This is a genomic window from Rhizobacter fulvus (assembly GCF_964020785.1).
On sequence record NZ_OZ224516.1, the window covers coordinates 3,628,728 to 3,655,492 of the forward strand.

Sequence of the window (26,765 nt, forward strand, 5' to 3'; positions counted from 1 at the left end):
CCCCAAGAACTGAAACAGGAGATAGAGGACATGGCAAAGATTGATCGCATGATGGTTGGCGAGTCGCTCGTCGGCGACGGCAACGAGGTGGCGCACATCGACCTGATCATCGGGCCGCGCGGTAGCCCCGCAGAGTCGGCCTTTGCCAACGCCTTGACCAACAACAAGGACGGCTTCACCTCGCTGCTGGCGGTGGTCGCGCCCAACCTGCTGACCAAGCCGGCGACCGTGATGTTCAACAAGGTCACGATCAAGGGCGCCAAGCAGGCGGTCCAGATGTTCGGCCCGGCGCAACGCGGCGTCGCGATGGCGGTGGCCGATTCGGTCGAGGACGGGACGATCCCGGCCGACGAGGCCGACAACCTGTTCATCTGCGTCGGCGTGTTCATCCACTGGCTCGCCGAAGACGACAAGAAGATCCAGGACTACAACTACAAGGCCGTGCGTGAGTCGATCCAGCGTGCGGTTGCCGGCTCGCCGACGGCGGCCGAGGTCGTCGCCAAGAAGGGCAGCGCCGCGCACCCGTTCGCCGCTCACCAGTGAGTTGAATCGACGGGCCGCAGACGGCGGCCCGTGTGCGACAAGCCGGTGCGTGCGGAACGCTCAGCGCTTGCCGGGGAGCATGCCGCTCGCGAGCAGCTGGATCACCGCTGCGCTGTGCCCGGGGCGGCTGGGTTCCGGTTCCGGCGCGACGCGCTCGATCTGCACGCCCACCGCGCCGACATCGGCGAACTTGCGCGGCTTGACGACCTTGACGCGCACCCAGCGCGCGCCGAACTCGCCGATCAGGATGTCGGCGATCGTCTCGGCGAAGGCCTCGAGCAGCGTCAGCCGGTGCTCGGCGAGTAGCCGGCGCAGGCGTTCCGCGACGACACCGTAGTCGATCGTGTCGTGGATGCGATCGGTCTCGCAGGCCCGCGCATGCGGCACGCCGGCATGCACGTCGATCACGAGCGGCTGCGGACGATGCAGCTCGGACTCGTGGATGCCGATGATGGTCTCGCCGGTGAAGCCTTCGATGAAGATCAGGTCCATCGTCGGCGGCGTAGCGTGTGGAGCAACCCGTTCGGCGGGAAGGGCGTGGCGTTCGATCATGCGCGTGGCGCCGAAGCGCGTTCAGTGGACCGCTAAGTTGCGGCGTCGGCGGCGAAACGCAAGCCGCATGCCAGTAACCGGATGTCGCAATCTGCCCGGGTGGCCTCAGCGTTTCGCCTGTTGTGCGCGGGTTGCAGTTGGATGAAGATTGGCGCACCTCAGAGCCTTCAAGGCCGGGAACATTTGGAGACATCGATGGGATTGCCCGTGCAGGACCCCGACCGGCACGCCGAACGCATCATGGTCATGGTGCAGAACGGCGTGCATGAGCAAGGCAACGAGGCGATCACGCGCTCGTGGAGCCGCTGCCTCAACGAGTACCGCCTTCATCCCGATCGGCCGCGCAAGCCGGCGATCATCGAGCGCGCCGCGCTGGAGAACCGCTGCGAGCGCAAGGCCGATGTGATCGACTGCGCGCGCTACGAGATGACGACGCTGTACCAGCAACTCGCCGATGCCGAATCGGCGGTCGTGCTGACCGACACCGACGGCGTCATCATCCACATGGTCTCGTCACCGGCCTTCGCCGCGGAGGTCGCGCCGCTCGGCCTGCGCACCGGCGGCATGTGGAGCGAGGCCGAGGCCGGCACCAACGGCATGGGCACCTGCATCGCCGCCGCCGCGCCCGTGGCCATCCGCCGCGAGGACCACTTCTTCACGCAGTTCTCGCAGCTCACCTGCTCGGCCGTGCCGGTCTACGACCCGTCCGGCGAGATCGCCGCAGTGCTCGATGTGTCGAGCCGCTCCGGCCAGATGCAGCAGCACCTGCTGGTGCTGCTCGGCATGACCGCGCGCATGATCGAGAACCGCCTGATCGACCAGCGTTTCCGCAACGCGCACCCGCTGCACTTCCACAGCCGACCCGAGTTCGTCTACACGCTGCACGAGGGCAAGCTCGCGGTCGGGGACGACGGCTACATCGTCGCGGCCAACCGCAGCGCGCTGTTCCAGCTCGGCCTGCAGTCGATGGACGAGATCCGCTCGCGCCGCCTCGAGGACCTGTTCCAGACGTCGCTCGAGGACATGCTGCAGCGGAGCATGTCGTCCTCGTTTCACCCGGTCGTCACCTACCGCGCCAACGCGGCGCTGCGCTTCTTCGCGGTCGCGCGTCGGCCGGCGTCGAGCGCGACGGCCTCGGTTCACCCGATGTCGGTGGCGGCGATGGCGGGCGGCGCCGGTGCGGGGCACGTCGCACTGGTGTCGAAGGGGCCCGGAAGGCCGGCGCCGGGGCGCCCGGCGCCGCACAGCAACGCGACCTTCAAGGACGCACGCCTGATCGCCCACCTCGAGACCGCCCGCCGCGTCATCGCGCGCCAGACGCCGGTGCTGCTGTGGGGCGAGACCGGCTCGGGCAAGGAGGTCTTCGCCCGTGCGACGCACGACGCGAGCCCGCATGCCGACGGCGCATTCGTGGCGGTCAACTGCGCCAGCCTGCCCGAGACGCTGATCGAATCCGAGCTGTTCGGCTACCGCGCCGGTGCGTTCACCGGCGCGCAGCGCACCGGCCGGCGCGGCAAGATCCTGCAGGCCGACGGCGGCACCCTGTTCCTGGACGAGATCGCCGACATGCCGCTCGACCTGCAGGCCCGCCTGCTGCGCGTGCTCGACGAGCGCCAGGTGACGCCGCTGGGCACCGAGGACACCCACCCGGTCGACTTCCAGCTGATCAGCGGCAGCCACCAGAACCTGCCGGCGCTGGTGCGCGAAGGGCGCTTCCGCGAGGACCTGTACTACCGCCTCGCAGGCATCGAACTCGAACTGCCGTCGCTGCGCGATCGCACCGACAAGCGCGAGCTGATCCACGACCTGCTGAAGACCGAGGCCGGCGCCGCCGGCAGCCTGAGCGCCGATGCCGAGCGGCTGCTGCTCGACTACCCGTGGCCGGGCAACATCCGCCAGCTGCGCCACGTGCTGCGCAGCGCCGCCGCGCTGGCCGATGGCGCGGTCATCACGCGCGAGCACCTGCCGGCACTGATCCTGCATCCGGCTCGCCTGCAGCAGACGCCGGCGCCGGTCGCAGGCAACGCCGACGCGGTCGGTGCGACGCCCGAAGAAGACCCGGCGCCGCCTGTCAAACTCAACCCGATCCAGGCCAACGAGCGACAGGTGTTGCTGCAGATGCTCGAGCAGCACCGTTGGAACGTCAGCAATGTCGCCAAGGCGCTCGATGTCAGCCGCAACACCCTCTACCGCAAGCTCCACCGACTCCACATCGAGGTCTCCCACCCCGAGTGAGCGGATGCGCTCCCGCTTCGCCTGGTGCATCACCGGTTCGGGGCACTTTCTGGAGGAATCGCTGGCGCTCGCGGCGCGGTTGCCGGACGTCGATCTGTTCCTGTCGGCCGCGGCCGAAGAGGTGCTCCCGATCTACAAGATCGGGATCGAAGATCTGCGGCCCGATTTCCGGATCTTCCGCGACAAGACCGCCAGCGCGGTGCCGGTGGGCACGCTGTACGACGACGTGTATCACACCGTCGTCGTCGCGCCGGCCACCAGCAACACGGTGGCGAAGTGCGCGTTCGGCATCAGCGACTCGCTGCCGACCAACATGTTCGCGCAGGCCGGCAAGCTCGGCATCCCGGGCATCGTGTTTGCATGCGACACCGAGCCGGTGGTGGTGACGAAGTCGCCGCACGACTGGGTCACGCTGCGGCCGCGGCGCATCGAACTCGAGAATGTCGAGCGGCTGCGCACGATCGATTTCTGCCGCGTCGTGGCCTCGCCCCCCGAACTCGAAGCGGCGCTCGATGCGCGCCTGAAGGAACTGTCGCTCGCATGGACCACCTCGTCTTCCTGACCGGACGCCTCGCGCAGGCCAGCCTCGCGCGCGTGCTCGGCGGGATCGCGGCGTTGCCGTTCACGTGGGAGGTGCGCGAGATCGGCCTGCAGGTCGCCGCGCTGATGACGGCCGAGATGATCCGGCGCCGCGTGCCGGCACCCATCGAGGCCGACCGCATCATCGTGCCCGGGCGTTGCCGCGGCGACCTCGACGCGCTGACCCGGCATTACGGCATCCCGGTCGAACGCGGGCCCGAGGAGCTGAAGGACCTGCCGCGCTACTTCGATCGCGCCGCGGCGCCGATCGACCTGGCCGAGTACGAGGTCGCGATCTTCGCCGAGATCGTCGACGCGTCGCAGCTGAGCGTCGCGCAGATCGTGGCGCGCGCTCGCGCGCTCGCCGCCGACGGCGCCGACGTGATCGACCTCGGCTGTCTGCCCGCGACGCGTTTCTCGCACCTCGAAGAGGGCGTTCAGGCGCTGAAATCCGAAGGGTTCAAGGTCAGCGTCGATTCGATCGACACCGACGAGCTGCTGCGCGGCGGCCGGGCCGGTGCCGACTACCTGCTCAGCCTCACGATCGACACCCTGTGGGTCGCCGATGAAGTCGCGGCCGTGCCGGTGCTGATCCCGCGCGTGCCCACCGACGAAGCTTCGCTGTTCGAGGCGGTCGAGCAGATGCAGCGGCGCGGCCGACCGTTCCTCGCCGATTCGATCCTCGACCCGATCCCGTTCGGACTGACCGCCTCCATCGTGCGCTACCACCGGCTGCGCGAGCGCTTCCCCGAGGCGGCGATCATGATGGGCGTGGGCAACCTGACCGAGCTGACCGAAGCCGACACCAGCGGCATCAACGCGCTGCTGTTCGGCATCGCGGCCGAGCTGAACGTCGCCGCGGTGCTGACCACGCAGGTCAGCGCCCATGCGCGCCGTGCGGTCCGCGAGGCCGACTGGGCGCGTCGCATCATGCACGCCGCGGCGCGCCACCAGACGCTGCCCAAGGGTCTGAACGACGCGCTGATGACGGTGCACGCCAAGCACCCGTTCCCCGACACGCCGCTGGAGATCGAGCAGGTCGCCGCGCAGGTGCGCGATCCGAACTTTCGCGTGCAGGTCTCGCAGCAGGGGCTGCATGTCTACAACCGCGACGGCCTGCGCACCGGCCAGGGTGCATTCGAGCTGTGGCCGCAGCTGAAGCTCGGGCACGACGCGAGCCATGCGTTCTACATGGGCGTCGAGCTGGCCCACGCCGAGATCGCGTGGCGGCTCGGCAAGCGCTACGTGCAGGACCAGCCGCTCGACTGGGGATGCGCCGTCGCGACCGACGCGCAGGACCTGACAACCTGGTGCGCACCCGGAACGACCCGCACGACCGGCCGGGCGCGCGCCGCCTCCGCTTCACCTCCCACGGACGCCGGCGATGAATGACGTGATCTACGAGACGGTGGTCAGCACGGTCGCCGCCGACGGCACGCCGCATGTCGCGCCGATGGGTGTTCGCTACCGCGGTGCGGACGTGGTGCTGATGCCGTTCAGGCCCTCGACCACGCTCGCCAACATCGTCGCGAGCGGCCATGCGGTGCTCAACGTCGTGCTCGACACGCGCGTGTTCGCCGGCTCGGTGACCGGCCGCCGCTCGTGGCCGATGCAGCCGACCGAACGCATCGAGGGCCTGAGGCTGGCCTGTGCGCTCAGCCATGTCGAACTGGCGCTGGCCGAACTGCAGGACGACCCGCAGCGCCCGGTGCTGCGCATGGCACGCCTGTTCGAGGCGAGCCACGCGCCGTTCGTCGGCTTCAACCGCGCGCAGGCGGCGGTGATCGAGGGCGCGGTGCTCGTGAGCCGGCTGCACATGCTGCCGGCCGAGAAGGTGGATGCCGAGATGGCCTACCTGCAGATTGCGGTCGACAAGACCGCCGGGCCCGAGGAACACGAGGCCTGGGGCTGGCTGACCGAGGCGGTGGCCACGCACCGCGCCGCGGCGCGCGGGAGGGCCTCGTGATGCGCATGCTCGTCAGCGTGCGCGATGTGCCCGAGGCGCTGCTGGCGGCGCACGGTGGTGCCGATTTCATCGACCTGAAGGAGCCGCGCGAAGGCGCGCTCGGCGGCCTGCCGGTCGTGACGATCGCGGCCATCGTCGAGGCGCTTCGCACGCTGCGGTCGCGCGACCGCGGCCTGCTCGTCAGCGCGACGATCGGCGACCTGCCGATGACCGAACGCGCTGCGATCCTGGCGCGTGTGGCGGCCGTCGCGGCCTGCGGGGTCGACTACGTCAAGGTCGGCATCGAGCGCACCCCGTACGCCCCCGCGGTGCTCGATGCGCTGGCCGGTACCGGCCACGCGGTCGTGCCGGTCTTCATCGCCGACCGCGGGCTCGACGACGCGCACGTCGACCTGGCGTGTGCGCTGAAGTTTCCCGCGCTGATGGTCGACACCGCCGACAAGCGGGCGGGCAGCCTGTTCGATCTGATCGCGGCGGATGAGCTCCGACGCTTCGTCGCCCGCGTGCGCGGCAGCGGCGCGCTGGTCGGCCTGGCCGGCGCGCTGCGCCTGCCGCAGCTCGCGGCCTTGCAACGGCTGGTGCCCGACTTCGCCGGCTTCCGCAGCGCCGTGTGCGCGGGCGACCGCAGCGGTGCGCTCGACCCCACGCGCCTGCGCACGCTCGCGCAAGCGCTTCAAGCGTCGCGGTGACGCCCTTCGCCGAGCAGCAGCGAACGCATGCGCGGCAGGTCGCCCTTGTGGATCAGCTCGATCGGGAACGCCGCGCCGCGCGCCTGGTCGCCGAAGCCCTCGTCCAGCACGCCGGCGGCGCCGAGCTCCGCCAGCGTCTGCAGCGGATCGATCGCGCACGATTTGACGACCACCAGGCGCTCCGCGTTCAGCTCGCGCGCCAGATCGAGCGCGATCGTGTCGGAGGTGGCGCCCCAGTGCGTGCGGTGGTCGGGCGCATCGCGCTGCAGCTCGAACGGCAGCCAGATCGCCGCGCGGCCCTTGTGCAGCACGTTCGCGATCTCGGCCTTGCTCGCCGCCAGTTGCAGCGTCGGGTTCATCGCGTGCAGCTGGTAGCCGGTCTGCGCCATCGCCAGCACCGCCATGTTGTGCGCGGCCAGGTCGTTGAACTGCCACAGCGCCTGAGCGCGCCGCACTTCGTCGGCCAGTGCGCCGCCGCCGCAGACGATCGTGACGCGCCCGCCGCCGAGCTGGGCCAGCAGGTCGAGCCAGTGCGGCAGCGCCGGATCGGCCGTCAGGCTGCCCCCGAGCTTGACGACCCACATCAGCGCTGCCCCCGGTCGAGCAGCGTCGCGACCGAGACGCTGGGCGCGCACACCTGCGCCCAGTTCGACAGCGCGGCGCGAGCGGATGGCGTGCCGGCCTCGTCGACGGGGGCGATGTCGTCGCCATACCGCAGCAGACGGGCGTGCTGCAGGCCGGCGCGTTCGAGGATGTCGGCGACCAGGAAATCGCCGCAGCCGGCGCTGACGACCACCGTCGAGCCCGACAGGCGGTGCGCCTCGGCGACGCGCCGCAGCTGACCGGCGAGTTCGTCGACCTGGCGCGTGCGCCAGGTGCGGGCGAACGCGAGCCAGTCGTCCGTCGCGGCGTCGCGTGCGTCCAGGCCGATCATGCGGGCCAGGCGCCGACGCGTGGATTCCAGATCCTTGGCGGCGCCATCGGCTGGGGGGTGCAGGTCGTGCGCCGGGTCCAGCTCGCCGGTGAGCCGGTACACGTCCGCGGTGGTCGCGAAGAACTCGTTCATCACGTTCATGTCCGCGCCGCGCCACGCCACGCGCGGGCCGAGCGAACACAGCGGCGTGCGCACCACGCCGTGGTAGACCAGTTCGCCGCTGGCCAGCCGGTCCGCATCGCTGCGGCTGCGACCGAGCACGCGGCCGGCGCGGAAGGCGATCAGGTCGGTGGTCGTGCTGCCGATGTCGATCAGCACGCCTTCGAGGAGGCGCTGCGCCGCATGCGCCGCCGTCGCGCGCCAGTTGGCCGACGCGATGCGCTCCCAGTGCGTGCCGACCTCGGCGACTTCGCACCAGCGCGACTCCCCGGCGAAGAAGCGCATCGCCTCGGGCGTGCCCGGCGACAACGCGTCGGCCAGCGTCGAGGCGATGCGCTGCACGCCGTCCTCGCGGTGCTCGAACAGGTCGGTCATCTCGCCGGTCATCGTCACACCGTGCATCGCGGTGGCGCGGTGCGCCGGCTCCGCCAACTGCGGCCAGCGCGCCTGCGCGAGCTGCAGCACGCGCTCGAGGTGCTCGGTCCCCTGCCACAGCGGGCAGGCCCACTGGGCGACGTCGACGACGCAGCCGTCGCGCAGCAGGCAGGCCTTGACATGCGCGCCGCCGATGTCCCACCCGACCACGTGGCGGTGATCAGGCGAGGGCATCGGAAAACTCCTGGCGGTGCGCCGCGAGCACGGCGCCCGCGAGATTGCGGCCGAGCGCCGCCGACAGGCCGACATACGCCATCGTCACGCGCGGGTTGACCTCGATCAGCACCGGCCCGTGCTGGCGATGCCAGACCAGGTCGACGCCGACATAGCCGCGCAGGCCCGGGAGCGCGGTGACGAGCGTCTGTGCCCAGGGGCGCAGCGTGGCCAGGCGCGCATCGTCGCCGGAGAGCGCGTTCACCTGCACCCCGTCGAAGCCGACCGTGCCGAACGCATCGACGCTGAGCGCCTGACGGTTCACGCACAGCAGTTCCGTGCGCTCGGCACTGCACAACAGCGACAGGCTCAGCGCCTCGCCCGCGACCCAGGGCTCGAGCACGGCGACCTCGCCGCGGGCCTGGCGCGCCTGCAGATCGTCGCGTGCGGCGGCATGCGTGTTGTGGAGGCGCGTGGCGAGCGCGCCGGCGCCGTCGTCGGGCTTGACGACCCAGCGGCGCGTCGTCGGCGACGCCGCGAACATGCGCGGCGTCGCGATGCCGCGCTCGGCCGCGTGCGCCAGCGTCGCGCGCTTGCTCGACGCGATGGCGATCGACGCGGCGTCGCACCCGACCCAGCGTCCGGCCTCGACGACGCGCTGCAGCCGGCCCAGCACCCCATCGGTCTCGGGCGCGATCACCCAGACGACGTCGTGCAGCCGCGCCTGCTGCGCGACGAACTCGGCGTCGGCCACGTCGGGCGGAACGCTGAGCGCGCGCGCGCCGGCCGGCACCGGCGTGGCGTGCGGCGCGGTGGCGACCGAGACCGCCACGGTGCCGGTGCGCAGCAGGTCCTGCGCGACCGCATCGCGCATCGCGCAGCCGGCGGCTCGCAACTCGTCAGGCGCGTCCGCGACAGCGCCGGCGCTCAGCGATTCGTAGACGAATGCGCGCATCATGTCGGGTCCTTGGGCAGCCGGCGCGGCAGCGATGACGACGTGAACGACGAAGCAAGCAGCATGACCCTGATTCCGGTGATCGATCTGTTGAAAGGCCAGGTGGTGCGTGGCGTCCGAGGCGACCGGCAGGCCTACCGGCCGATCGAATCGGCCCTGTGCGCGAGCAGCGATCCGGTGACGGTGGCCCGCGTCCTCGTCGACCATTGCGCGGCGACCCGACTGTATGTGGCCGACCTCGACGCGCTGATGGGCGGCGCCCCGCAAATGGCGGTGTTGCGCGACTTGCTGGAGGCGTTGGGCGGGATCGAGCTCTGGGTCGACGCCGCCTTCGCGAACGCCGACGCAGCCCTCGCGCTGCGCGCCGGGCTGGCCCTGCACGCCGACCGGATCGTGCCGGTGATCGCCAGCGAATCGCTCGCCTCGCGCGCTGCGCTCGAGGACTGCCACCGGCGCTTCGGTCCGCATGGCGCGGTGTTGTCGCTGGACCGGCGCGACGGCCGGCGCCTCGACCCGGCCGGCTGCTGGGATACGCCGGCGCTGTGGCCGCAGCGCGTGATCGTGATGACGCTGGAGCGTGTCGGTTCCGGCGCCGGGCCCGACCTGGAAACGATGACCACGCTGCGGCGGCTGTCCCCCGGGACGACGCTGGTGGGTGCCGGCGGCGTGCGCAGCCCCGCCGACCTGGCCCACGCCGCAGCTGCCGGTGCCGGCGCGTGGCTGGTCGCCAGCGCCCTGCACGATCTCCAACTGCCGCGCCAGGCACGTCCCTGACCGCTGCTCGGAATTGTCCCTGCCATGGCCTTGCCGCATCACGAATCGTGCCATCCCGGCACGGCCGACGCCGGGGGCCGGACCGGCCAAAACCGCCACACTGTGTTCCAGATGTGGCCACCGACCGGCTCGACTGCGCCCGCGCCCCATTCCGGCGCCCGCAGTGCGCCGCAATGGCACATCGCTTGCGTGCCGGGGGACGAATGACTGCCCTCGAATCGTCGTCCGTGCCCGTGGCGGCCGCCTGGACCTGCCCGTTCTGCCCCTTGCTGTGCGACCGCTTCGCGGTCGCGGGCGGCCCGGAAGGCTGGGCCCTGCAGGGCAGCGACTGTCCCCGCGCCCGTGCCGCGCTGGCGCGCTTCGACGCCGTGGCGCTGCCCTCCGCCCAACCGCTGATCGACGGCGCCGCGTGCCCACTGGAGGCGGCCGTCGACGCGGCCGCGCGTCTGCTGGCGGCGAGCCGCCAGCCGCTGTTCGGCGGCCTGGGCACCGACGTGGCCGGTGCCCGTGCGCTGTACCCGCTGGCCTGCCGCACCGGCGCCATCTGCGACCCGGCCGGCGGCGCCGCGCTGTTTCACGGCCTGCGCGCGATGCAGGACCGCGGCGCGTTCACGACCACGCTGGCGGAAGTGCACACGCGCGCCGACCTGATCGTCTGCGTCGGCACGTGGCCGGGCGCGCGCTACCCGGAATTCCTGCGGCGTTGCGGGGTGGGCGAGGGCGGTCAGGCGCAGGTGGTGTTGCTGCAGCCGACCATCGGCGTGGTGCCGGACGCGCCGCCGGCCGGTGTCGCGACGGTTCGCTTCGACGGCGATCTGTTCGACGCTGCCGCGATGCTGGCCGCCTGTGTCGCCGGCCGTGCGGTCGGCGGCGCGGGCGGGCCGCTGGCGGCCCTGGCCGAGCGGCTGCGCGGCGCGCGCTACGCGGTGCTGGCCTACGAGTCGGCGCCATTGCCGGCGCAGGGCGCGCTGATCGTCGAGGCGATCAACCGCACGGTCGCGACGCTGAACCAGCGCAGCCGCGCCGCCGCGCTGCCGCTGGGCGGCGGCGACGGCGCGTCGACGGTCAACGCGGTCTTCACCTGGCTGTCGGGGCTGCCGCTGCGCAGCCGTGCCGCGCCGATGGGACTGGAGCACGAACCGCTGCGCTTTGCTGCGCAGCACCTGCTGGCCGAGGGTGCGGTCGACGCGCTGCTCTGGATCGCCAGCTTCGGCACCGAGCCCGCCCCGCCGGCCGGCGCGCTGCCGCGCATCGTGCTCGGCCATCCGTCCTTCGCCGGTGCGGCGCAAGGGCGCGGCACCGTCTTCATCCCGGTCGCGACGCCCGGCATCGGCACGGCCGGTCACCTGTTCCGCACCGACAGTTCGGTGCTGATGCCGCTGCGTGCGCTGCGCGACGACGGTCTGCCGACGGTCGCCGAAGTGCTGCGGCGCATCACGCTCGCGCTGCCGGAGGCGACCGCATGACGACCTTGCGACTGCGCGACGGGCGCGTGATCGACCCGACGAACGGTGTGGACGGCGAGGTGCGCGATTTGTTCGTCCGCGACGGCCGCCTCGTCACGCTCGCGCCGAACGAGGCCGCGACCGACGAGCTCGACATCTCCGGCTGCGTCGTGATGGCCGGCGGCATCGACATGCACACCCACATCGGCGGCGGCAAGGTCAACCTCGCGCGGCTGCTGCTGCCCGAGATGCAGCGGGCCGGGCCGAACCCGATCGCGCTGCCGACCAACCCGCTCGAACTCGCCTCCTGCGGCGGTTGCGTGCCGGGCACGCTGGCCACCGGCTACCGTTACGTCGAGATGGGCTACACGGCCGCGTTCGAGCCGGCGATGATGGCCTGCAACGCGCGCCACACGCACATGGAGATGGGCGACACGCCGATCCTCGACCACGGCGCCTACGTGATGCTCGGCAACGACGAGTTGTTCCTGCAGATGCTCAGCCGCGGCGACGACCCGCAGAGCATCCGCGACTACGTGGGCTGGACCATCAACGCCTCGAAGGCGATGGGCGTGAAGGTGGTCAACCCCGGCGGCATCTCGGCCTTCAAGTTCAACCAGCGCAAGCTCGATGTCGACGAGGACCACGTGCACTGGCGCGTCACGCCGCGGCAAGTGGTGCACACGCTCGCGAAGGCGCTGCGCGAGCTCGGCGTGCCGCACCCGCTGCACATCCACGGCAGCAACCTCGGCGTGGCGGGCAACATCGAGTCCACGCTCGAGACCATCGCCGCGCTCGAAGGCCTGCCGGCGCACCTCACGCACATCCAGTTCCACGCCTACGGCGCCGAGGGGCCGAAGAAGTTCTCGTCGGCCGCGCTGCAGCTCGCCGAGGCGGTCAACGCGAACCCGAACATCAGCATCGACGTCGGCCAGATCATGTTCGGCCAGACCGTCACCGCCTCGGGCGACACGATGCGCCAGCACGCGCAATCGGGCCTGGCGAGCCCGCGCAAGTGGATCGGCGCCGACATCGAGTGCGAGGCCGGCTGCGGCGTCGTGCCGTTCCGCTACCGCGACCAGAATTTCGTCAACGCGCTGCAGTGGGCGATCGGGCTGGAGATCTTCTTGCTCGTCAAAGACCCGTGGCGTGTGGTGCTGACCACCGACCACCCGAACGGCGGCCCGTTCACCAGCTACCCGCACCTGATCCGCCTGCTGACCGACCGCAGTTTCCGCGCCGAGCAACTCGCCAGGCTGCACCCGGACGTGGCGGCCAACGCGGCGCTGAACTCCATCACGCGCGAACTCTCGCTGTACGAGATCGCGATCATGACGCGCGCCGCGCCGGCCCGCCTGCTCGGGCTGACCGATCGCGGCCACCTTGGCGCGGGCGCCGCGGCCGACATCGCGGTCTACCGTGAGGACGCGAACCGCGAGGCGATGTTCGCGACGCCCGCCTTCGTGTTCAAGGATGGGGCACTGGTTGCGCGCGGCGGCAACATCACCGCGGTGCCGACCGGCGGCACGCACTTCGTCGCGCCCGAGTTCGACCGCGGCATCGAGACGATGCTGCGCAAGCACCACGCGACCCACGGGCTGGTCCAGTTCGATCAGGTCGCGATCGGGCATGACGAGCTGTGCCACTGCTGCAACGGTGGGCGCCTGCTGCCCGCCGCGTGCTTCGAGGTCAGCCCGTGAGCGACGCGCGCGTCCTCAACGGCGTCGTGATCGACGACACCTTTGCCGAGGCCTTCCCGATGAAGGCGACCCGGCTCGTGATCACCGCGCACAACCCGACCTGGGCGCGCCACGCGGCGGTCAGCGCGAGTGGCTTCGCGACCTCGGTCATCGCCTGCGGCTGCGAGGCGGGGATCGAGCGCGAGCTCGGGCCCGACGAGACGCCCGACGGCCGGCCCGGCATTGCGCTGCTGATCTTCTCGATGTCGGGCAAGGAGCTCGCGAAGCAGGTCGAGCGCCGCGTCGGCCAGTGCGTGCTGACCTGCCCGACGACGGCCGTGTTCGCCGGTGTGGCTGAAGGCGAAGCCATCGCGCTCGGCAAGAACCTGCGCTTCTTCGGCGACGGCTGGCAGATCAGCAAGGTGATCGACGGCATCCGCTACTGGCGCGTGCCGGTGATGGACGGCGAGTTCGTCGCGCAGGAGACGACCGCGGTGACCAAGGCGGTCGGCGGCGGCAATCTTCTGATGCTCGCGACCGACACCGAGTCGGCCCTCGCGGCCGCCGAGGCCGCGGTCGTGGCGATGAAGCGGCTGCCCAATGTCGTCATGCCGTTCCCCGGCGGCGTGGTGCGCTCCGGCTCGAAGGTGGGCAGCAAGTACGCGACGCTGAGCGCCTCGACCAACGACGCGTTCTGCCCCGGGCTGTATGGACTGGCGAAGAAGAGCGAGCTGACACCGGAGGTGCACTGCGTTCTCGAGATCGTGATCGACGGGTTGACCGAGGCCGACGTCGGCGCGGCGATGTTGGCGGGCCTGCAGTCGTGCATCGCGATCGGTTCGGCGGGCGGCATGCTGCGGGTGTCGGCGGGGAACTACGGCGGCAAGCTCGGGCCCTATCACTTCCACCTGCACAAGTTGCTCGACGGAGCCGGCTCATGAGCCGCGTGCGACTGGCGCTCAGGCAATCGCCGGCACTGCGCGTCGATCTGCGCGCGATCACGCCCACCGCGCTGGCCGACCTGGCGCCGGCGCGGATCGAGCAACTCGCCGTGACCCACGGCACGCAGACGCTGTCGCTGGGCGAGTTCTTCGCCGTCGCGCGTGAAACGACCGACGGCAGCGACAACGAGCTCGTCTTCGACGGCGACCTCACCCGCTTCGACCGCATCGGCTGGCAGCTTGGGGCGGGAAGCATCCTCGTCCAGGGCTCGGCGGGCGATTACGTCGGTGCCTGCATGACCGGCGGCGCGCTGCGCGTGCAAGGCGATGCCGGGCTGCTCGCCGCCTGCGAGATGGCCGGCGGCATGCTGACCGTCGACGGCGACGTCGGCGACCACGCCGCGAGCACGCTGCCCGGCAGCATGGACGGCATGCGCGGCGGCACATTCGTCGTTCGCGGCCGCGCCGGCGACCGCTTCGGCGACCGCATGCGACGCGGCACCGCGCTGGTGTTCGGCGATGTCGGCGATTTCCCCGCGTCGCGCCTGGTCGCCGGCACGATCGCGATCGGCGGCAGCTGCGGCGCGCATGTCGGCTACGGCATGCGGCGCGGCAGCGTGATCTTTGCGGGTGTGGCACCGCGCATCGCGCCGACCTTCGTGCCGGCGCAGGCGGATGCGGCGGTCGCGTGGCAACTGCTGGCCCGCGCCATCGCGCGCCACGGCGGGCCGTTCGCAGGCCTGCCCGCGCGGCGCATCGTGCGCCACCTCGGCGACCTGTCGTCGGACGGCCGCGGCGAGCTGATCGTCGCCGTGTAGGCTCGCGCGCGCAGGTGCCGCGCGGCATCGAAACCATCTTCCTTTTCCACGAAGGACCCACGATGAACAACGACTACCTCTTCCACGCCGGCGAGGCGACCGTGCTGGCCCGCGAAGGCCAGTTCACCGACGCGATGCCGGAGATCCTGATCGGTCGCACGAGCGGGCCGGTCGGCCAGGCCTTCGCCAACATGATGGCGCAGAGCAAGGGCCACACCGCGATGTTCGCGATCCGTGCCTGCAACCAGCTGGTCCGGCCGGCGACGATCGTCGTGCCCAAGGTCACGCTGAAGGACATGGCCAACGTCGACCTGTTCGGCGGCGTCGTGCAGAGCGCCACGGCCGATGCGGTGGTCGACTGCCTGATCGACGGCACGATCCCGCGCGCCATCGCGAACGAGCTGTGCATCATCAGCCTGATCTGGATCGACCCGCGCTGCGCGAAGGACCCGAACCTCGACAAGAAGGACATGTACCGCACCAACCACGAGGCGACCAGGCTGGCGATCCGCCGTGCGCTGAACAACGAGCCGTCGATCGACGAACTGATCGCCAACCGCCACAAGATCAAGCACGACATGGACGACTGGTCCTAGGCCGCCGTGGACGCCTTCGCGCTGCTCGACGACCGCGACGCCACGCGCGCGCGGCCGACCAGCCGCTTGTACGAAGGGTTCGTGCGCGAGCACCGCTGCGCCGATCCCGCGGAGCTCGACGCTGTCTGGGGCAGGGTCGACGCCGATCAGCGCGCCGGTCTGCACGCGGTGGTGCTGGCCGACTACGAATGGGGCGCGAAGCTGCTGCGGGCCGGCGTGCGGCCGGCCGATGCGGGCTCGGCACTGCGCGTTCTGATGTTCCGCGGCCTCACGCGGCTCGGGCGCGGTGAGGTCGATGCGTGGCTGGCCACGCGCGATGACTCGGGCGTGGACGCGCCTGCCGGCGTGATGCACCTGCAGCCCAGCGTCGACCGCGCGGAGTTCACCGGCGCGATCGCCGCGATCCAGGAAGCGATCCGCAACGGCGAGACCTACCAGGTCAACTACACCTACCGGCTCGAAGGCGCCGCGTACGGTTCGCCGATCGCGCTGTACCGCGCGCTGCGGGCGCGCCAGCCGGTGAGCTACGGCGCATTGATCGCGCTGCCGGCGGGCGGCGACGTCACGCACGTGCTGTCGTGTTCGCCCGAACTGTTCGTGCGCCATGACGCCGGGCTGCTGACCGCGCGGCCGATGAAGGGCACCGCGGCACGCGTTGCGGCGCCGGAGAGCGACAGCGAATCGGCGCGTCTGCTCGCGATCGACGTGAAGAACCGGGCCGAGAACCTGATGATCGTCGACCTGCTGCGCAACGACCTCGGCCGGCTCGCGCGGACCGGGACGGTGCGGGTGCCGGCGCTGTTCGCGATCGAGCCGTACTCGACCGTGTTCCAGATGACCTCGACGATCGAGGCGCAGGTCCGCCCGGAGGTCGGCATGCCCGAGCTGCTGCGCGCGCTATTCCCGTGCGGCTCGATCACCGGCGCGCCCAAGCACCGCACGATGGGGCTGATCGCGCAGCTGGAGACCACGCCGCGCGGCCTGTACTGCGGCGCGATCGGCTGGGTCGATGCGCCGACCGGCGAGGCGCGCCTCGGCGACTTCTGCCTGTCGGTCGCGATCCGCACGCTGACGCTGGGAGCGCCGTCGCGCGGCCTGCGCCCGCTGCGCCTCGGCGTCGGCGCCGGCATCGTGATCGACAGCCGCGCCGACGACGAGTTCGACGAGTGCCGCGTGAAGGCGCGCTTCCTGACCGGCCTGGACCCCGGCTTCCAGCTGTTCGAGACGATGCACTGGGCGCCGGGGCCTGGCGTGCGGCACCTCGACCGCCACCTCGCGCGGCTGGCGCACAGTGCGTCGGCGCTCGGCTTCGCGCTCGACGAGGCGGCGGTGCGCGGGGCGCTCGCAACCTTCAGCGCGCCGGCCGTTTCGCGGCTGCGCCTCGCGCTCGCGCACAACGGCCGCTTCGAGCTGACGAGCGCGCCGCTGTCCGCATGGCTCCCCAGCCCGGTCCGCCTGCTGATCGCGCGCACGCCACTGCCCGAATCGAACCCGCTCGCCGTCCACAAGACCACGCTGCGCAGCGCCTACGACGCCGGCGTGCGCGCCGCCGAAGTGGTCGGCGCGTTCGACAGCCTGTTCTTCGACACCGTCGGCCGGCTCGTCGAAGGCGGGCGCAGCAGCGTGTTCGCGCGTCTCGATGGGCAGTGGTGCACGCCGCCGCTGCGCGACGGCGCGTTGCCCGGCGTGATGCGCGGGGTGCTGCTGGACGATCCTGCCTGGGCCGCGCGGGAGCGCAGCCTGACGCGCGGCGATCTCGCGCACGCCGACGCGATCGTCGTCTGCAACGCGCTGCGCGGCGCGCTGCCGGCGGAGATCGCGCGATGAACCTGGCACTGTTCGACCTCGACCACACCCTGATCCCGTTCGACAGCGGCATGGCGTGGACGCAGTTCCTGGTCGCGCGCGGCGTGCTGCCCGCCGATGCCGAGGCTGTCTACCTGGACTACTGCCGCCAGTACGTCGCCGGCACGCTGGACATCCACGCGATGCACTTCGCCAGCGTCGCGCCGCTGGCCAGCGTGCGGCGCGCCGAACTGGCCCGGTGGAGCGGCGAGTTCGAGCACGCGCTGCACCCGCGCGTGCCCGATGCGATGCGCGCGCTGGTGCGGGGCCACCGGGACGCCGGCGACCTCTGCGCGATCGTCACCGCGACCACGCGTTTCATCGCCGAGCCGTGTGCGCGGCTGTTCGACGTGCCGCACGTGCTCGCCACCGAGGCGGCCACGGCCGACGGTTCGCCCACCGGCGCGCTGACCGGCGCGATCGACGGCCTGCCGTGCTTCCGCGAGCACAAGGTCACGCGCGTGCGGCAGTGGCTCGCGCAGCGATCGCACGGCGACGCAATCGCCCTCGAGGGGTTCGAACGCAGCTGGTTCTATTCCGACTCCGTCAGTGACCTGCCGCTGCTCGCGGCGGTGTCCGATCCGGTCGCCGTGCGTCCGGACGCGCGGCTGCGGGCGCACGCGCGGGACCGGGGCTGGCGGATCATCGACGCGGCTTAGTTGACCTTATTTGACAGTTGATTTGTCCGCCGGGCCGGCCGGGGCATTCAACTCGGTGCCTGCCTGCCGATATTCCGGCAGTCTTCATGGTCACCGCCGCCGCGTTGGGTGCGCAGGGCCCGTTCTACCGGAGAGACCCTTCATGGATTGGATACGCAGAGTGAGCCTGGTGCGCCGGGTCACGATCGGTTTCGGCGCCTGCGCCGTGACCACGGCCGGGTTGGGCGTCATGGCTGTCTGGGCGCTGCGCGGCGGCGTCGCGGCCGACAGCGCGACCTGGCTGCTGGGCGGTATCGCCGCCACGGGCTGCCTGTTCGCGCTCGCGGCGATGTGGGCCATCCGCGGCAGTGTCCGGGATTCCGTCGAGCCCACCGTGCAGTGCGTGATCCGCATTGCGGGCGGCGATCTCGAGACCAAGATCGAATCGCCCGGCAAGGACGAAGTCTCCTGGCTGCGGGCCGAGCTGAACTCGATGCGCAAGAAGCTGCGCAAGATGGTGCTCGACGTGCGCGAGACCGTGGTCCACGTGAATACCGCGTCGGAGGAGATCGCCAGCGGCAACCTCGATCTGTCCACCCGCACCGAGAACCAGGCGACCGCGCTGCAGCAGACGGCCAGCTCCATGGAGCAGCTCGCCACCACGGTGCAGAGCAACGCCCGGAGCACGAACGAGGCGCGTCAGGTCGTCACGCAGTCGAGCGAGGTCGCGGCGCGCGGCGAGAAGACGATGCGCGACGTGATCGAGCGCATGGCCGAGATCAACGGCAGCGCGTGCAAGATCTCCGAGATCATCGGCGTGATCGACGGCATCGCGTTCCAGACCAACATCCTCGCGCTCAACGCCGCGGTCGAGGCGGCCCGCGCCGGCGAACACGGGCGCGGCTTCGCGGTCGTGGCGTCCGAGGTGCGCGGCCTGGCGCAGCGCAGCTCGACCGCAGCGCGCGAGATCAAGACGCTGATCGACGACTCGACCCAGAAGGTCGAGGCCGGCTCGAAGCTGGTCGACGATGCCGGCCGCACGATGCAGGAGATCCTCGACAGCGTGAACCACGTGTCGCGCCTGATCACCGACATCGCCGATGCCGGCCAGTCGCAAAGCAGCGGCATCCAGCAGGTCCACCAGGCGATCGCGCAGATCGACACGATGACGCAGCAGAACGCGGCGCTGGTCGAGCAGCTGGCCGCCGCCGCGCAATCGCTGCAGGGTCAGTCGACGCGCTTGACCGACTCGATGGGCTCGTTCCGCGTCGCCGGCTGAGCGGCGGCACCGGCCAGGGCCGCCTCGGCCGCACGCAGCGAGGCCAGGCGCTTGCGCGTGCCCGGGTGGGTGGCCGTGTCGCGGGTCACGCCCAGGTGCATGAAGACACTGAACGCGTCGTGGGTGTCGCGCCCGAGCGCACCCAGGGCGTGCAGCGCGAACGCATCGGCCTCCAGCTCGTGGCGGTGTGCCTGACCGGAGGCATCGCGGCCGAGCATCGCGGCCACCGGCTCGGTCTGCTGCGGCGTGACGGCGCCGGGCACCCACTTCAGGTAGAGCTGTTCGGTCTGCGCCCAGTGGTGCAGCGCGATGTGGCCGAGCTCGTGGGCGAGGATGAACAGCCTTTCCCCTTCGTTCAGCTCGGCGAGGCGCTCGTTGGCCAGCACGATGTGGCCCTGCAGCGATTCGGCGAGCGTGTCGCCCCGGATCACCCGCAGCTCGGCCGGCGGCTGGATCGCCAGCGCGCGCACCAGATCGTCGAAGCTGTGGCGCACGGTCTGGGCGCGGGCTCCGGCCGGATCGGCGGCGGCGGTCGCGTCGAGCCGGGCCAGCTGCGACCGGGCGAGCACCGCGACGATCCCTTCCTCGCCACGGGCGAACGGGACGGCGAGCAGCAGCGAGAGAGTGATGATCCACCGGCGCATGTCAGACGCTCCCGACCAGGATCGCCTGGCCGTCGAGGGTTGTGCGGTGCAACAACCGTGCCAGATTCGCGGGTTTACCCGCACATCGGCCGCACCGCGTCCAAACCTCAAGCTTCTATCAAACCCCAGCGGAGCGCCACCAGGGTCAATTCAGACTGATTGCCGGCGCCGAGTTTCTGCTTGACGTGGAACAGGTGCGTGCCGACCGTGCTGGGCGACAGCTTCAGGTTCTCGGCGATCTGCGCGACGCTGAGGCCGCGCGCCAGTTGCACGAACACCGAGAACTCGCGCTCGCTCAGGGTGTCGGCCGGGCTGGCCTCGCCGTTGACCTCGGCGACGGCCAGCGCCTGCGCGGTGTGCGCGTCGACGTACGGCCTGTTCGCGGCGACCGAGGTCACCGCGGCGATCAGCGCCTCGGGCGCGCTGCGCTTGGCCAGGTAGCCGAGCGCACCGGCGCGCAGCACGCGGCGCGGGTGCGCGGTGTCTTCGTGCGCGGACAGCACCAGGATGCGCGCCTTCGGGTCCTGCGCGAGCAGGCGCCGCACTGCCTCGAGCCCGCCCATGCCGGGCATCGACAGGTCCATCACGACCACGTCCGGCTGGGCGCGCGGGTAATCGGCACAGGCCTGCTCGCCGGTGTCGGCCTCGGCGACGACCTCGACCTGCGCATCGGCCAGCAGCATGCGAAAGCCCATGCGCACCAGCGCGTGGTCGTCGACCAGCATCACGCGGATCATCGTGCGGACGCCTCCGCGTCCAGCGCCAGCGGCAGCCGCACGGCGAGCACGACGCCGCGCGGCGCGCGGTTCGACACGCGCACGCTGCCGCCCAGGCCCTCGCTGCGCTCGGCGAGCCAGCGCAGGCCGTGGTGGCCGGCGGGCTGCACCTCGGCCGGCAGGCCCTGGCCGTCGTCGGCGACGGTCAATGTCGCCGCGTCGCCAGCGTGGTTCAGCGCGATGGCGATGTGCGCGGGGCGGCCGTGGCGCAGCGCGTTGGTCATGCCTTCCTGCGCGCCGCGGTAGAACGCCAGCGCGGTGTCGGGCGCGAGCGTCGCGTCGCCGAGCGCGACCTCCAGCTCGACCGCCACGTCCGGATGGCTGCGCCGGGTGCGCTCGACGAGATCGGCGAGCGCGTCGGTCAGGCCCAGGTTGTCGAGCACCAGCGGCGCCAGGCGCGGGATCATCCCGTGCATGGCCTGGTAGAGCCGCGACGATTCGTCGGCGATCGTGCGCGCCGCCTGTTCGGCCTGCGGGTCGAGCCCGCGCACGCGTTGCGTGATCGAGACCGCCATGCTGTGCATCGCGGTCACGGACTGGCCGAGCTCGTCGTGCAGCTCGTGCGCGATCAGCCGCCGCTCCTGTTCGAGCTGGCGTTCGATCCAGCGCACCAGTTCGCGGCTGTCCGACAGGCGAGCCTCGGCCAGCGCCGCGCGGCGCTCGGTCTCGAGGTTCTGGCGCAGGCGACCGACCATGCGGTTGAATGCCGCGCCGATCAGCGCCGCCTCGGTGCCGGGCAGCGGCGGCAGCGCGGCGTCGAAGCGGCCGGCTTCCAGGTCCTCCAGCGCGCCGACGATCCGGCCGAATGGCCGCACCGCGCGCCCGACCAGCCAGAACACCAGCGCGTTGACGACGCCCAGCAGCACCGCGCCGCCGGCGCCGAGCACCAGCAGGTAGTCCCAGGCATCGAGCACCGCACGCGTCGCGTTGGACTGCGTCACCAGCTTGCCGCCGGGGAACGCGATCGATTGCACCAACGGTTCCGGCGCCATCGCCCGCTCGAACCAGTCCGGCGCATCGCGGCCGGCCTTGTAGGTCGACGCGGGCGAGCGGTAGAGCACCTGGCCTTCGGCGTCGTACAACACGATGTCGTTCGAGCGGACGCGGCCGATGCCCTGCAGGTAGGCCAGCATCGCCGGGGTGCCCTGTGCCGCGTACAGCCACGCATTGCGGCTGAGCAGCTGGGTGGCGACGCGGTTCGCGGCCACCACCTCCTCCTGCACCGACTCGCGCATGCTGCGCAGCTGAAGCGCCAGCATCGCCGCAACGAACAGCACCGTCAGCGCGCCGACGATCAGGTTGATCTTGAGGCGCAGCGTCATGGAGTCGGTCTTCACGCGCCGATGGTAGCGAGGCGCCTGCCCGCGGCCGGACGCAGGGGGACGACCCGCGGTGCGAATCATGAAAATCATGAGGTCCGATTCATGGTCGGACCCCTGGCCCGCGCCCGCCGCGCGGGGGACGATGCACTGCGGGATGCGACAGACGCGTCCCTGCGCAGGCCGACCGGCTTGCGTGTGTCGTTCACTTCAGGAGACTCGCCATGCAATGGACCACCCCGACCGCCTGTGACTTCCGCTTCGGCTTCGAAATCACGATGTACGTCAGCGCCCGCTGATCCCCACGCCGCCGGCCCGGAGACCACTCGTGCGCATCAGCGTGCTCGGCTCCGCGGCCGGCGGCGGCTTTCCGCAGTGGAACTGCAACTGCCGCAACTGCGCGGGTGCACGCTCGGGCAGCGTGCGCTGCAAGCCGCGCACGCAGTCGTCGATCTTCGTGCGGCCCGATGATTCGGCCGACGGCGTGCTCTTCAATGCCTCGCCGGACCTCCTCGAACAGATCCGCGCCCGCCCCGAGCTGCAACCCGCGCGCGCATTGCGCGACACCGCGATCGCCGGCGTCGTGCTGATGGACGGCCAGGTCGACCATGCCACCGGCCTGTTCATGCTGCGCGAGCGCAGCACGCCGCTGCCGCTGTGGTGCACCGACCCGGTCCACGACGACCTGACCCAGGGCAACCCGATCCTGCGCGTGCTCGGTCACTACTGCGGCGTCGATCGGCACCGCATCGGCCTGGACGGCACGGCGTTCCGCGTGCCGGGTGTCGAGGGGTTGAGCTTTCGCGCGCTTGCGCTGTCGAGCAAGCCGGCGCCGTACTCGCCGCACCGCGAGCAGCCGGTGGACGGCGACAACATCGGCATGCTGATCACCGACCTGGCCAGCGGCGCGACCGCGTTCTACGCGCCGGGACTCGGCGCGATCACGCCGCCGGTGTTCGACGCGATGGCCGGCGCCGACGCGGTGCTGGTCGACGGCACGTTCTGGACCGACGACGAGATGCCGCGGCTGGGCATCGGCCACAAGACCGCACGCTCGATCGGCCACCTGCCCCAGTCGGGCCCCGGCGGGATGATCGAGTGGCTCGCGAAGCTGCCCGCGCGCACGCGGCGCTGCCTGATCCACATCAACAACACCAACCCGATCCTCGACGAGGACTCCGACGAGCGCGCGCTGCTGACGCGCGCGCGCATCGAGGTCTGCGAGGACGGGATGCTGATCCCACTCTGAGCCCGCGATGAAGCCCGAGATCCTGCAAGCGCGACCCGACCCCGTTGCGTCGACCGAGCCCCCCTGGGACATCGGCGAGTTCGAGGCGCAGCTGCGCGAGCGAGGCCGCGCGTACCACATCCACCACCCGTACAACCTGATGTTGAACGGCGGCCGCGCCAGCCGCGAGCAGGTGCAGGGCTGGGTCGCGAACCGCTACTACTACCAGATCGCGATCCCGATCAAGGACGCGGCCGTGCTGTCGAACTGTCCCGACGCCGCCGTGCGCCGCGGCTGGGTGCAGCGCATCCTCGACCACGACGGCTTCGAGCTGAACGGCGTGCGCGATGCCGGCGGCATCGAGGCCTGGCTGCGGCTGGCCGAGGCGGTGGGACTGACTCGCGAGGAGGTGACGGACCTGCGCCACGTGGCGCCGGGCGTGCGCTTCGCGGTCGACGCGTATGTCAGCTTCGCGCGCCGCGCGCCGTGGCAGGAAGCGGTGTGCTCGTCGCTGACCGAGCTGTTCGCGCCCGAGATCCACAAGCAGCGCCTGGCGACCTGGCCCGAGCACTACCCGTGGATCGAGCCCGAGGGCCTGCACTACTTCCGCAGCCGGGTCAGCCAGGCGCGGCGCGACGTGGAGCAGGGCCTGGCGGTCACGCTCGCGCACTTCACGACCCGCCCCGCGCAGGAACGCGCGCTGGAGGTGCTGCAGTTCAAGCTCGACATCCTGTGGACGATGAACGACGCGATCGCATGGAAGTACGGCGTGGGGGCGTCGGCATGAACGGGGCGCTCGCCACCTCCAGCTGCCCGCGCCTGGGCAGTGGCTTCCGGCTGCAGTGGGAGCCGGCACAGAACTGCCACGTGCTGCTGTACCCCGAGGGCATGGTCAAGCTCAACGGCAGCGCCGGCGAGATCATGGTCCGCTGCGACGGCGCGCGCAGCCTTGCCGCGATCGTCGGCGAGCTCGAGACGGCGTTCAACGCGTCCGGGCTGCAACCCGAGGTGCTGTCGTTCGTCGAGATCGCCGGCCGGCAGAAGTGGCTGACGTGGGAATGAATCCTCCCCCCGGGCCGCCACTGTGGCTGCTGGCGGAGCTGACCTACCGCTGTCCGCTGCACTGCGTCTTCTGCTACAACCCGATCGACTTCGCGACCCAGCCGGAGGAACTCTCGACCGACGACTGGCTGCGCGTGCTGCGCGAGGGCCGCGAACTCGGCGCGGTGCAGTGCGGCCTGTCCGGCGGCGAGCCGCTGCTGCGCGACGACCTGGAAATGATCGTCGCCGAGGCGCGGCGCCTGGGCTACTACACCAACCTGCTGACCTCGGGCGTCGGGCTGACGGTGGAGCGCGCCCGCGCGCTGAAGGACGCCGGGCTCGACCACGTGCAGCTGTCGTTCCAGGACTCGACCCGCGAGATGAACGACTTCCTCTCGCACACCAAGACCTTCGAGCTGAAGAACCGGGTCGCCCGGATCATCAAGGACCAGGGCTGGCCGATGGTGATGAACGTGGTGCTGCACCGCCTGAACATCGACCACATCGACCGCATCATCGGCATGGCCGCCGAGTTCGGCGCCGAGTACCTCGAGCTCGCGAACACGCAGTACTACTCCTGGGCCCTGCACAACCGCGACGCGCTGCTGCCCACACGTGCCCAACTGCAGCATGCGGAACGCGTCGCCGACGCCTGGCGCGCGAAGCTGGGCGATGCGATGCGCCTGTTCTTCGTCGCGCCCGACTACCACGAGGGCCAGGCGAAGAAATGCGTGAACGGCTGGGGCAGCATGTTCCTGACCGTCACGCCGGACGGCACCGCGCTGCCGTGCCACACCGCGAAGATGCTGCCGGGCCTGGCGTTCCCGAACGTGCGCGAGCACTCGGTGCGCGAGATCTGGTTCGACTCCGAAGGCTTCAACCGCTACCGCGGCACCGGCTGGATGAAGGAGCCCTGTTCGAGCTGCGAACACCGCGAGCAGGACCTGGGCGGCTGTCGCTGCCAGGCATACATGCTCGCCAACGACCCCGCCGCCGCCGACCCGGTGTGCGTGAAGAGCCCGCAGCACGGTGTGGTGCTCGACGCCGTGGCGCGCGCCGAGACCGGAGTGGTCGAACACCCGCTGGTGTTCCGCGACCCGAAGAATTCGCGCCGCCTGAGCGCGGTGCCGTCGTAGCGGCGCGGCTACTGGACGAGGTTCAGGATCTCCAACTGCTCGTCGACGGTCTCGAAGGTGCCGGTGCCGGCCGGCATCTGCATCAGCGGCTTCATCTGCGGGTCGAACAGCCAGACGCTCGGGTAGACCAGCATGCGCACCCGCTGGTCGCCGATCGAGCGCTGGAATTCGGTGTAGTTCAGCGAGGTGTCGCCGACGCGGAAGAACAGCTGGTTGGCGGTGTTCATCAGCGCGCTGCGCAGGTCGACCACGATCCACGGCTTGAAGTGCTGCACCAGCTCGCCCGAGTTCTTGGCCAGGAAGTTCTCGTAGCGCCGGCAGTACGGGCAGTCGCTCGCGCCGAGGTAGACGTACAGACGCTTGTTCTCGCGCTTGGCGCGCGCCAGCGCGGGGCCGAGGTCGAACTCGGCGCGGCCAGGGGCGACGACCGGCTCGACGATCATCGGCGTGTAAGCCGGCGGGATGCCCAGTGCGTGCGCCGCGCCGGCCAGCGCGAGCAGGGTGGCGGCCACGAGCGCGCCGGTGAAGCGTCGGGGTGTCATCATCCGACCCGCAACGATCCGGTGTAGTGCTTCTCCTTCGAGTCCGCGACCTCGGCGCGCAGCTCGCCCGGCCCGTGCGGCACGAAGTTGAAGCGCCAGCTGGGGTTCTCGCTGATCGAGAAGTCGAGGTCGGCGTCGAAGATCCGGCGGCCCGCATAGCTGACCGCGATCGTGCGCACGAAGTACGACGGGATGTACATCACCGTCACGTTGTTCAGCTCGAAGCCGGTGTCGTTCGGGTGCAGCACCGTCAGATCGACGGTGGTCGGCGCGCCCATGGTCGGCGGAGCCGGCAGCTTCAGGATGGTCTTGCCGATCAGCTCGGGCGAATCGCGGTTCGGCGGCGCCGAGCAGCCGCCGGAGGTCTTCACGTAGCGCGAATCCATGTGCAGCTCGCCGTTGGAGAGCTCGCTGACGACCCGCACGTGGCTGTACTCGTCGACCCGCAGCCGCGTCTCGAAATCGGCCTGTCCGACCTCGGGCGTCAGCTCCAGCGTCGCGGCCAGCGGGGACGGGTTCTTGTCCACCAGCAGGTGCATGCGTTTCACGTACAGCGCGGGGGTCTGCGGCAGCAGCGAGACGATCTTGACCGGCACCGAGGCGCCATATGGCGCGCGCAGCGGGGCGATCAGCTGGACGCGCCCGGCGCCGACGGTGATCGGCGTGCCGGCGAAGATGCGGCCGCGCAGGACCTCCCATTCGGGCGACAGGTCGCCGTGGCCGGTGTTGCTCGGCAGGCCGCCGATCGCGGCGCGCGCCAGCGGCGTGGCGGCGAGCGGCAGCGCGCCCGCGCCGAGCATGAAGCGGCGGCGCCGAAGCAGGGCGGAACGGGGGGTGGTGGTGGGCATGACTCGGTCTCCCGGC

Annotated in this window: 29 protein-coding genes; 20 read left to right on the forward strand and 9 right to left on the reverse strand. The window is 71.1% G+C overall.

Features of this window, described 5'->3' with window-relative positions; all coding sequences use genetic code 11:
* Positions 1-30 precede the first annotated feature (30 nt).
* Entirely contained in the window at positions 31-543 is a 513-nt protein-coding gene (fae, locus tag ACWH49_RS17125; RefSeq protein WP_056462270.1) for a formaldehyde-activating enzyme, read from the forward strand.
* 60 nt (positions 544-603) lie between these two features.
* On the opposite strand, the gene ACWH49_RS17130 is transcribed toward fae (ACWH49_RS17125), so the two are convergent.
* Entirely contained in the window at positions 604-1,035 is a 432-nt protein-coding gene (locus ACWH49_RS17130) for a dihydroneopterin aldolase (protein ID WP_056462274.1), read from the reverse strand.
* Positions 1,036-1,290: 255 nt separating this feature from the next.
* Between ACWH49_RS17130 and ACWH49_RS17135 the strand changes: the two genes are divergently transcribed.
* The 5 genes from ACWH49_RS17135 to ACWH49_RS17155 are packed head-to-tail and all read left to right on the forward strand — an operon-like array spanning position 1,291 to position 6,564.
* Positions 1,291-3,330: a sigma-54-dependent Fis family transcriptional regulator gene (locus ACWH49_RS17135; protein ID WP_448172551.1), complete on the forward strand. Its 2,040-nt coding sequence runs from the start codon at positions 1,291-1,293 to the stop codon at positions 3,328-3,330.
* Positions 3,263-3,892 (forward strand): flavoprotein, encoded by a 630-nt coding sequence (locus ACWH49_RS17140; protein WP_448172552.1) that lies wholly within the window; start codon positions 3,263-3,265, stop codon positions 3,890-3,892. The genes ACWH49_RS17135 and ACWH49_RS17140 overlap by 68 nt, the downstream gene beginning before the upstream one ends.
* Positions 3,871-5,301, forward strand: a complete 1,431-nt coding sequence (locus tag ACWH49_RS17145; protein WP_448172553.1) for a DUF6513 domain-containing protein — start codon at positions 3,871-3,873, stop codon at positions 5,299-5,301. The genes ACWH49_RS17140 and ACWH49_RS17145 overlap by 22 nt, the downstream gene beginning before the upstream one ends.
* Positions 5,294-5,875 (forward strand): DUF447 domain-containing protein, encoded by a 582-nt coding sequence (locus tag ACWH49_RS17150; RefSeq protein ID WP_448172554.1) that lies wholly within the window; start codon positions 5,294-5,296, stop codon positions 5,873-5,875. Before ACWH49_RS17145 ends, ACWH49_RS17150 begins: the two co-directional genes overlap by 8 nt.
* Complete coding sequence (locus tag ACWH49_RS17155; RefSeq protein WP_448172555.1) at positions 5,875-6,564, forward strand: (5-formylfuran-3-yl)methyl phosphate synthase; 690 nt, start codon at positions 5,875-5,877, stop codon at positions 6,562-6,564. Before ACWH49_RS17150 ends, ACWH49_RS17155 begins: the two co-directional genes overlap by 1 nt.
* Here ACWH49_RS17155 and ACWH49_RS17160 read toward each other — a convergent pair.
* The 3 genes from ACWH49_RS17160 to ACWH49_RS17170 are packed head-to-tail and all read right to left on the reverse strand — an operon-like array spanning position 6,549 to position 9,203.
* Positions 6,549-7,148 carry an amino acid kinase family protein gene (locus tag ACWH49_RS17160; RefSeq protein ID WP_448172556.1) on the reverse strand — a complete coding sequence of 200 codons (600 nt, stop codon included), beginning with the start codon at positions 7,146-7,148 and terminating at the stop codon, positions 6,549-6,551. The genes ACWH49_RS17155 and ACWH49_RS17160 overlap by 16 nt on opposite strands.
* Complete coding sequence (locus tag ACWH49_RS17165) at positions 7,148-8,266, reverse strand: hydantoinase/oxoprolinase family protein (protein WP_448172557.1); 1,119 nt, start codon at positions 8,264-8,266, stop codon at positions 7,148-7,150. The genes ACWH49_RS17160 and ACWH49_RS17165 overlap by 1 nt, the downstream gene beginning before the upstream one ends.
* On the reverse strand, positions 8,253-9,203 hold the full coding sequence (locus tag ACWH49_RS17170) for an ATP-grasp domain-containing protein (RefSeq protein WP_448172558.1): 951 nt from the start codon (positions 9,201-9,203) through the stop codon (positions 8,253-8,255). Before ACWH49_RS17170 ends, ACWH49_RS17165 begins: the two co-directional genes overlap by 14 nt.
* Positions 9,204-9,263: 60 nt before the next feature.
* Between ACWH49_RS17170 and ACWH49_RS17175 the strand changes: the two genes are divergently transcribed.
* From ACWH49_RS17175 to ACWH49_RS17215, 9 genes are all read left to right on the forward strand, one after another.
* Complete coding sequence (locus ACWH49_RS17175; RefSeq protein ID WP_448172559.1) at positions 9,264-9,974, forward strand: HisA/HisF-related TIM barrel protein; 711 nt, start codon at positions 9,264-9,266, stop codon at positions 9,972-9,974.
* 203 nt (positions 9,975-10,177) lie between these two features.
* The gene (locus ACWH49_RS17180) at positions 10,178-11,440 is read left to right on the forward strand and encodes a formylmethanofuran dehydrogenase (RefSeq protein WP_448172560.1); all 1,263 of its coding nucleotides are present in this window, start codon (positions 10,178-10,180) and stop codon (positions 11,438-11,440) included.
* On the forward strand, positions 11,437-13,119 hold the full coding sequence (locus ACWH49_RS17185; protein WP_448172561.1) for a formylmethanofuran dehydrogenase subunit A: 1,683 nt from the start codon (positions 11,437-11,439) through the stop codon (positions 13,117-13,119). Before ACWH49_RS17180 ends, ACWH49_RS17185 begins: the two co-directional genes overlap by 4 nt.
* Positions 13,116-14,039: a formylmethanofuran--tetrahydromethanopterin N-formyltransferase gene (gene fhcD / locus ACWH49_RS17190; protein WP_448172562.1), complete on the forward strand. Its 924-nt coding sequence runs from the start codon at positions 13,116-13,118 to the stop codon at positions 14,037-14,039. The genes ACWH49_RS17185 and fhcD overlap by 4 nt, the downstream gene beginning before the upstream one ends.
* Positions 14,036-14,857: a formylmethanofuran dehydrogenase subunit C gene (locus tag ACWH49_RS17195; RefSeq protein WP_448172563.1), complete on the forward strand. Its 822-nt coding sequence runs from the start codon at positions 14,036-14,038 to the stop codon at positions 14,855-14,857. Before fhcD ends, ACWH49_RS17195 begins: the two co-directional genes overlap by 4 nt.
* 62 nt (positions 14,858-14,919) lie before the next feature.
* Complete coding sequence (gene fae / locus ACWH49_RS17200) at positions 14,920-15,453, forward strand: formaldehyde-activating enzyme (protein WP_448172564.1); 534 nt, start codon at positions 14,920-14,922, stop codon at positions 15,451-15,453.
* Between the two features lie 6 nt (positions 15,454-15,459).
* Positions 15,460-17,280 carry an aminodeoxychorismate synthase component I gene (gene pabB, locus ACWH49_RS17205; RefSeq protein WP_448172565.1) on the forward strand — a complete coding sequence of 607 codons (1,821 nt, stop codon included), beginning with the start codon at positions 15,460-15,462 and terminating at the stop codon, positions 17,278-17,280.
* On the forward strand, positions 17,277-17,957 hold the full coding sequence (locus ACWH49_RS17210; RefSeq protein ID WP_448172566.1) for an HAD family hydrolase: 681 nt from the start codon (positions 17,277-17,279) through the stop codon (positions 17,955-17,957). Before pabB ends, ACWH49_RS17210 begins: the two co-directional genes overlap by 4 nt.
* 160 nt (positions 17,958-18,117) lie before the next feature.
* On the forward strand, positions 18,118-19,215 hold the full coding sequence (locus ACWH49_RS17215) for a methyl-accepting chemotaxis protein (RefSeq protein WP_448172567.1): 1,098 nt from the start codon (positions 18,118-18,120) through the stop codon (positions 19,213-19,215).
* Here ACWH49_RS17215 and ACWH49_RS17220 read toward each other — a convergent pair.
* The 3 genes from ACWH49_RS17220 to ACWH49_RS17230 all read right to left on the reverse strand — a co-directional run bounded on the left by ACWH49_RS17220 (position 19,164) and on the right by ACWH49_RS17230 (position 21,972).
* Positions 19,164-19,859: a M48 family metalloprotease gene (locus tag ACWH49_RS17220; RefSeq protein ID WP_448172568.1), complete on the reverse strand. Its 696-nt coding sequence runs from the start codon at positions 19,857-19,859 to the stop codon at positions 19,164-19,166. The two genes, ACWH49_RS17215 and ACWH49_RS17220, sit on opposite strands and share 52 nt — an antisense overlap.
* Positions 19,860-19,966: 107 nt before the next feature.
* Positions 19,967-20,596 carry a response regulator gene (locus tag ACWH49_RS17225; protein WP_448172569.1) on the reverse strand — a complete coding sequence of 210 codons (630 nt, stop codon included), beginning with the start codon at positions 20,594-20,596 and terminating at the stop codon, positions 19,967-19,969.
* A complete protein-coding gene (locus tag ACWH49_RS17230; RefSeq protein WP_448172570.1) occupies positions 20,593-21,972 on the reverse strand; it encodes a histidine kinase in 1,380 nt (459 codons plus the stop codon). Before ACWH49_RS17230 ends, ACWH49_RS17225 begins: the two co-directional genes overlap by 4 nt.
* 206 nt (positions 21,973-22,178) lie before the next feature.
* Between ACWH49_RS17230 and pqqA the strand changes: the two genes are divergently transcribed.
* From pqqA to pqqE, 5 genes are read left to right on the forward strand one after another with little or no spacing between them, the layout of a single operon-like run.
* Positions 22,179-22,253: a pyrroloquinoline quinone precursor peptide PqqA gene (gene pqqA / locus ACWH49_RS17235; protein ID WP_082548750.1), complete on the forward strand. Its 75-nt coding sequence runs from the start codon at positions 22,179-22,181 to the stop codon at positions 22,251-22,253.
* A gap of 29 nt (positions 22,254-22,282) precedes the next feature.
* The gene (gene pqqB / locus ACWH49_RS17240) at positions 22,283-23,203 is read left to right on the forward strand and encodes a pyrroloquinoline quinone biosynthesis protein PqqB (RefSeq protein WP_448172571.1); all 921 of its coding nucleotides are present in this window, start codon (positions 22,283-22,285) and stop codon (positions 23,201-23,203) included.
* A 7-nt stretch (positions 23,204-23,210) separates the two neighbouring features.
* Positions 23,211-23,969 carry a pyrroloquinoline-quinone synthase PqqC gene (gene pqqC / locus ACWH49_RS17245; RefSeq protein ID WP_448172572.1) on the forward strand — a complete coding sequence of 253 codons (759 nt, stop codon included), beginning with the start codon at positions 23,211-23,213 and terminating at the stop codon, positions 23,967-23,969.
* Complete coding sequence (gene pqqD, locus ACWH49_RS17250) at positions 23,966-24,244, forward strand: pyrroloquinoline quinone biosynthesis peptide chaperone PqqD (protein ID WP_448172573.1); 279 nt, start codon at positions 23,966-23,968, stop codon at positions 24,242-24,244. The genes pqqC and pqqD overlap by 4 nt, the downstream gene beginning before the upstream one ends.
* Complete coding sequence (gene pqqE, locus ACWH49_RS17255) at positions 24,241-25,359, forward strand: pyrroloquinoline quinone biosynthesis protein PqqE (protein ID WP_448172574.1); 1,119 nt, start codon at positions 24,241-24,243, stop codon at positions 25,357-25,359. The genes pqqD and pqqE overlap by 4 nt, the downstream gene beginning before the upstream one ends.
* An 8-nt stretch (positions 25,360-25,367) precedes the next feature.
* On the opposite strand, the gene ACWH49_RS17260 is transcribed toward pqqE, so the two are convergent.
* Together ACWH49_RS17260 and ACWH49_RS17265 are read right to left on the reverse strand one after the other, a co-directional pair.
* Positions 25,368-25,904 carry a thioredoxin family protein gene (locus ACWH49_RS17260; protein WP_448172575.1) on the reverse strand — a complete coding sequence of 179 codons (537 nt, stop codon included), beginning with the start codon at positions 25,902-25,904 and terminating at the stop codon, positions 25,368-25,370.
* Entirely contained in the window at positions 25,901-26,749 is an 849-nt protein-coding gene (locus ACWH49_RS17265) for a quinoprotein dehydrogenase-associated SoxYZ-like carrier (protein WP_448172576.1), read from the reverse strand. Before ACWH49_RS17265 ends, ACWH49_RS17260 begins: the two co-directional genes overlap by 4 nt.
* Positions 26,750-26,765 lie beyond the last annotated feature (16 nt).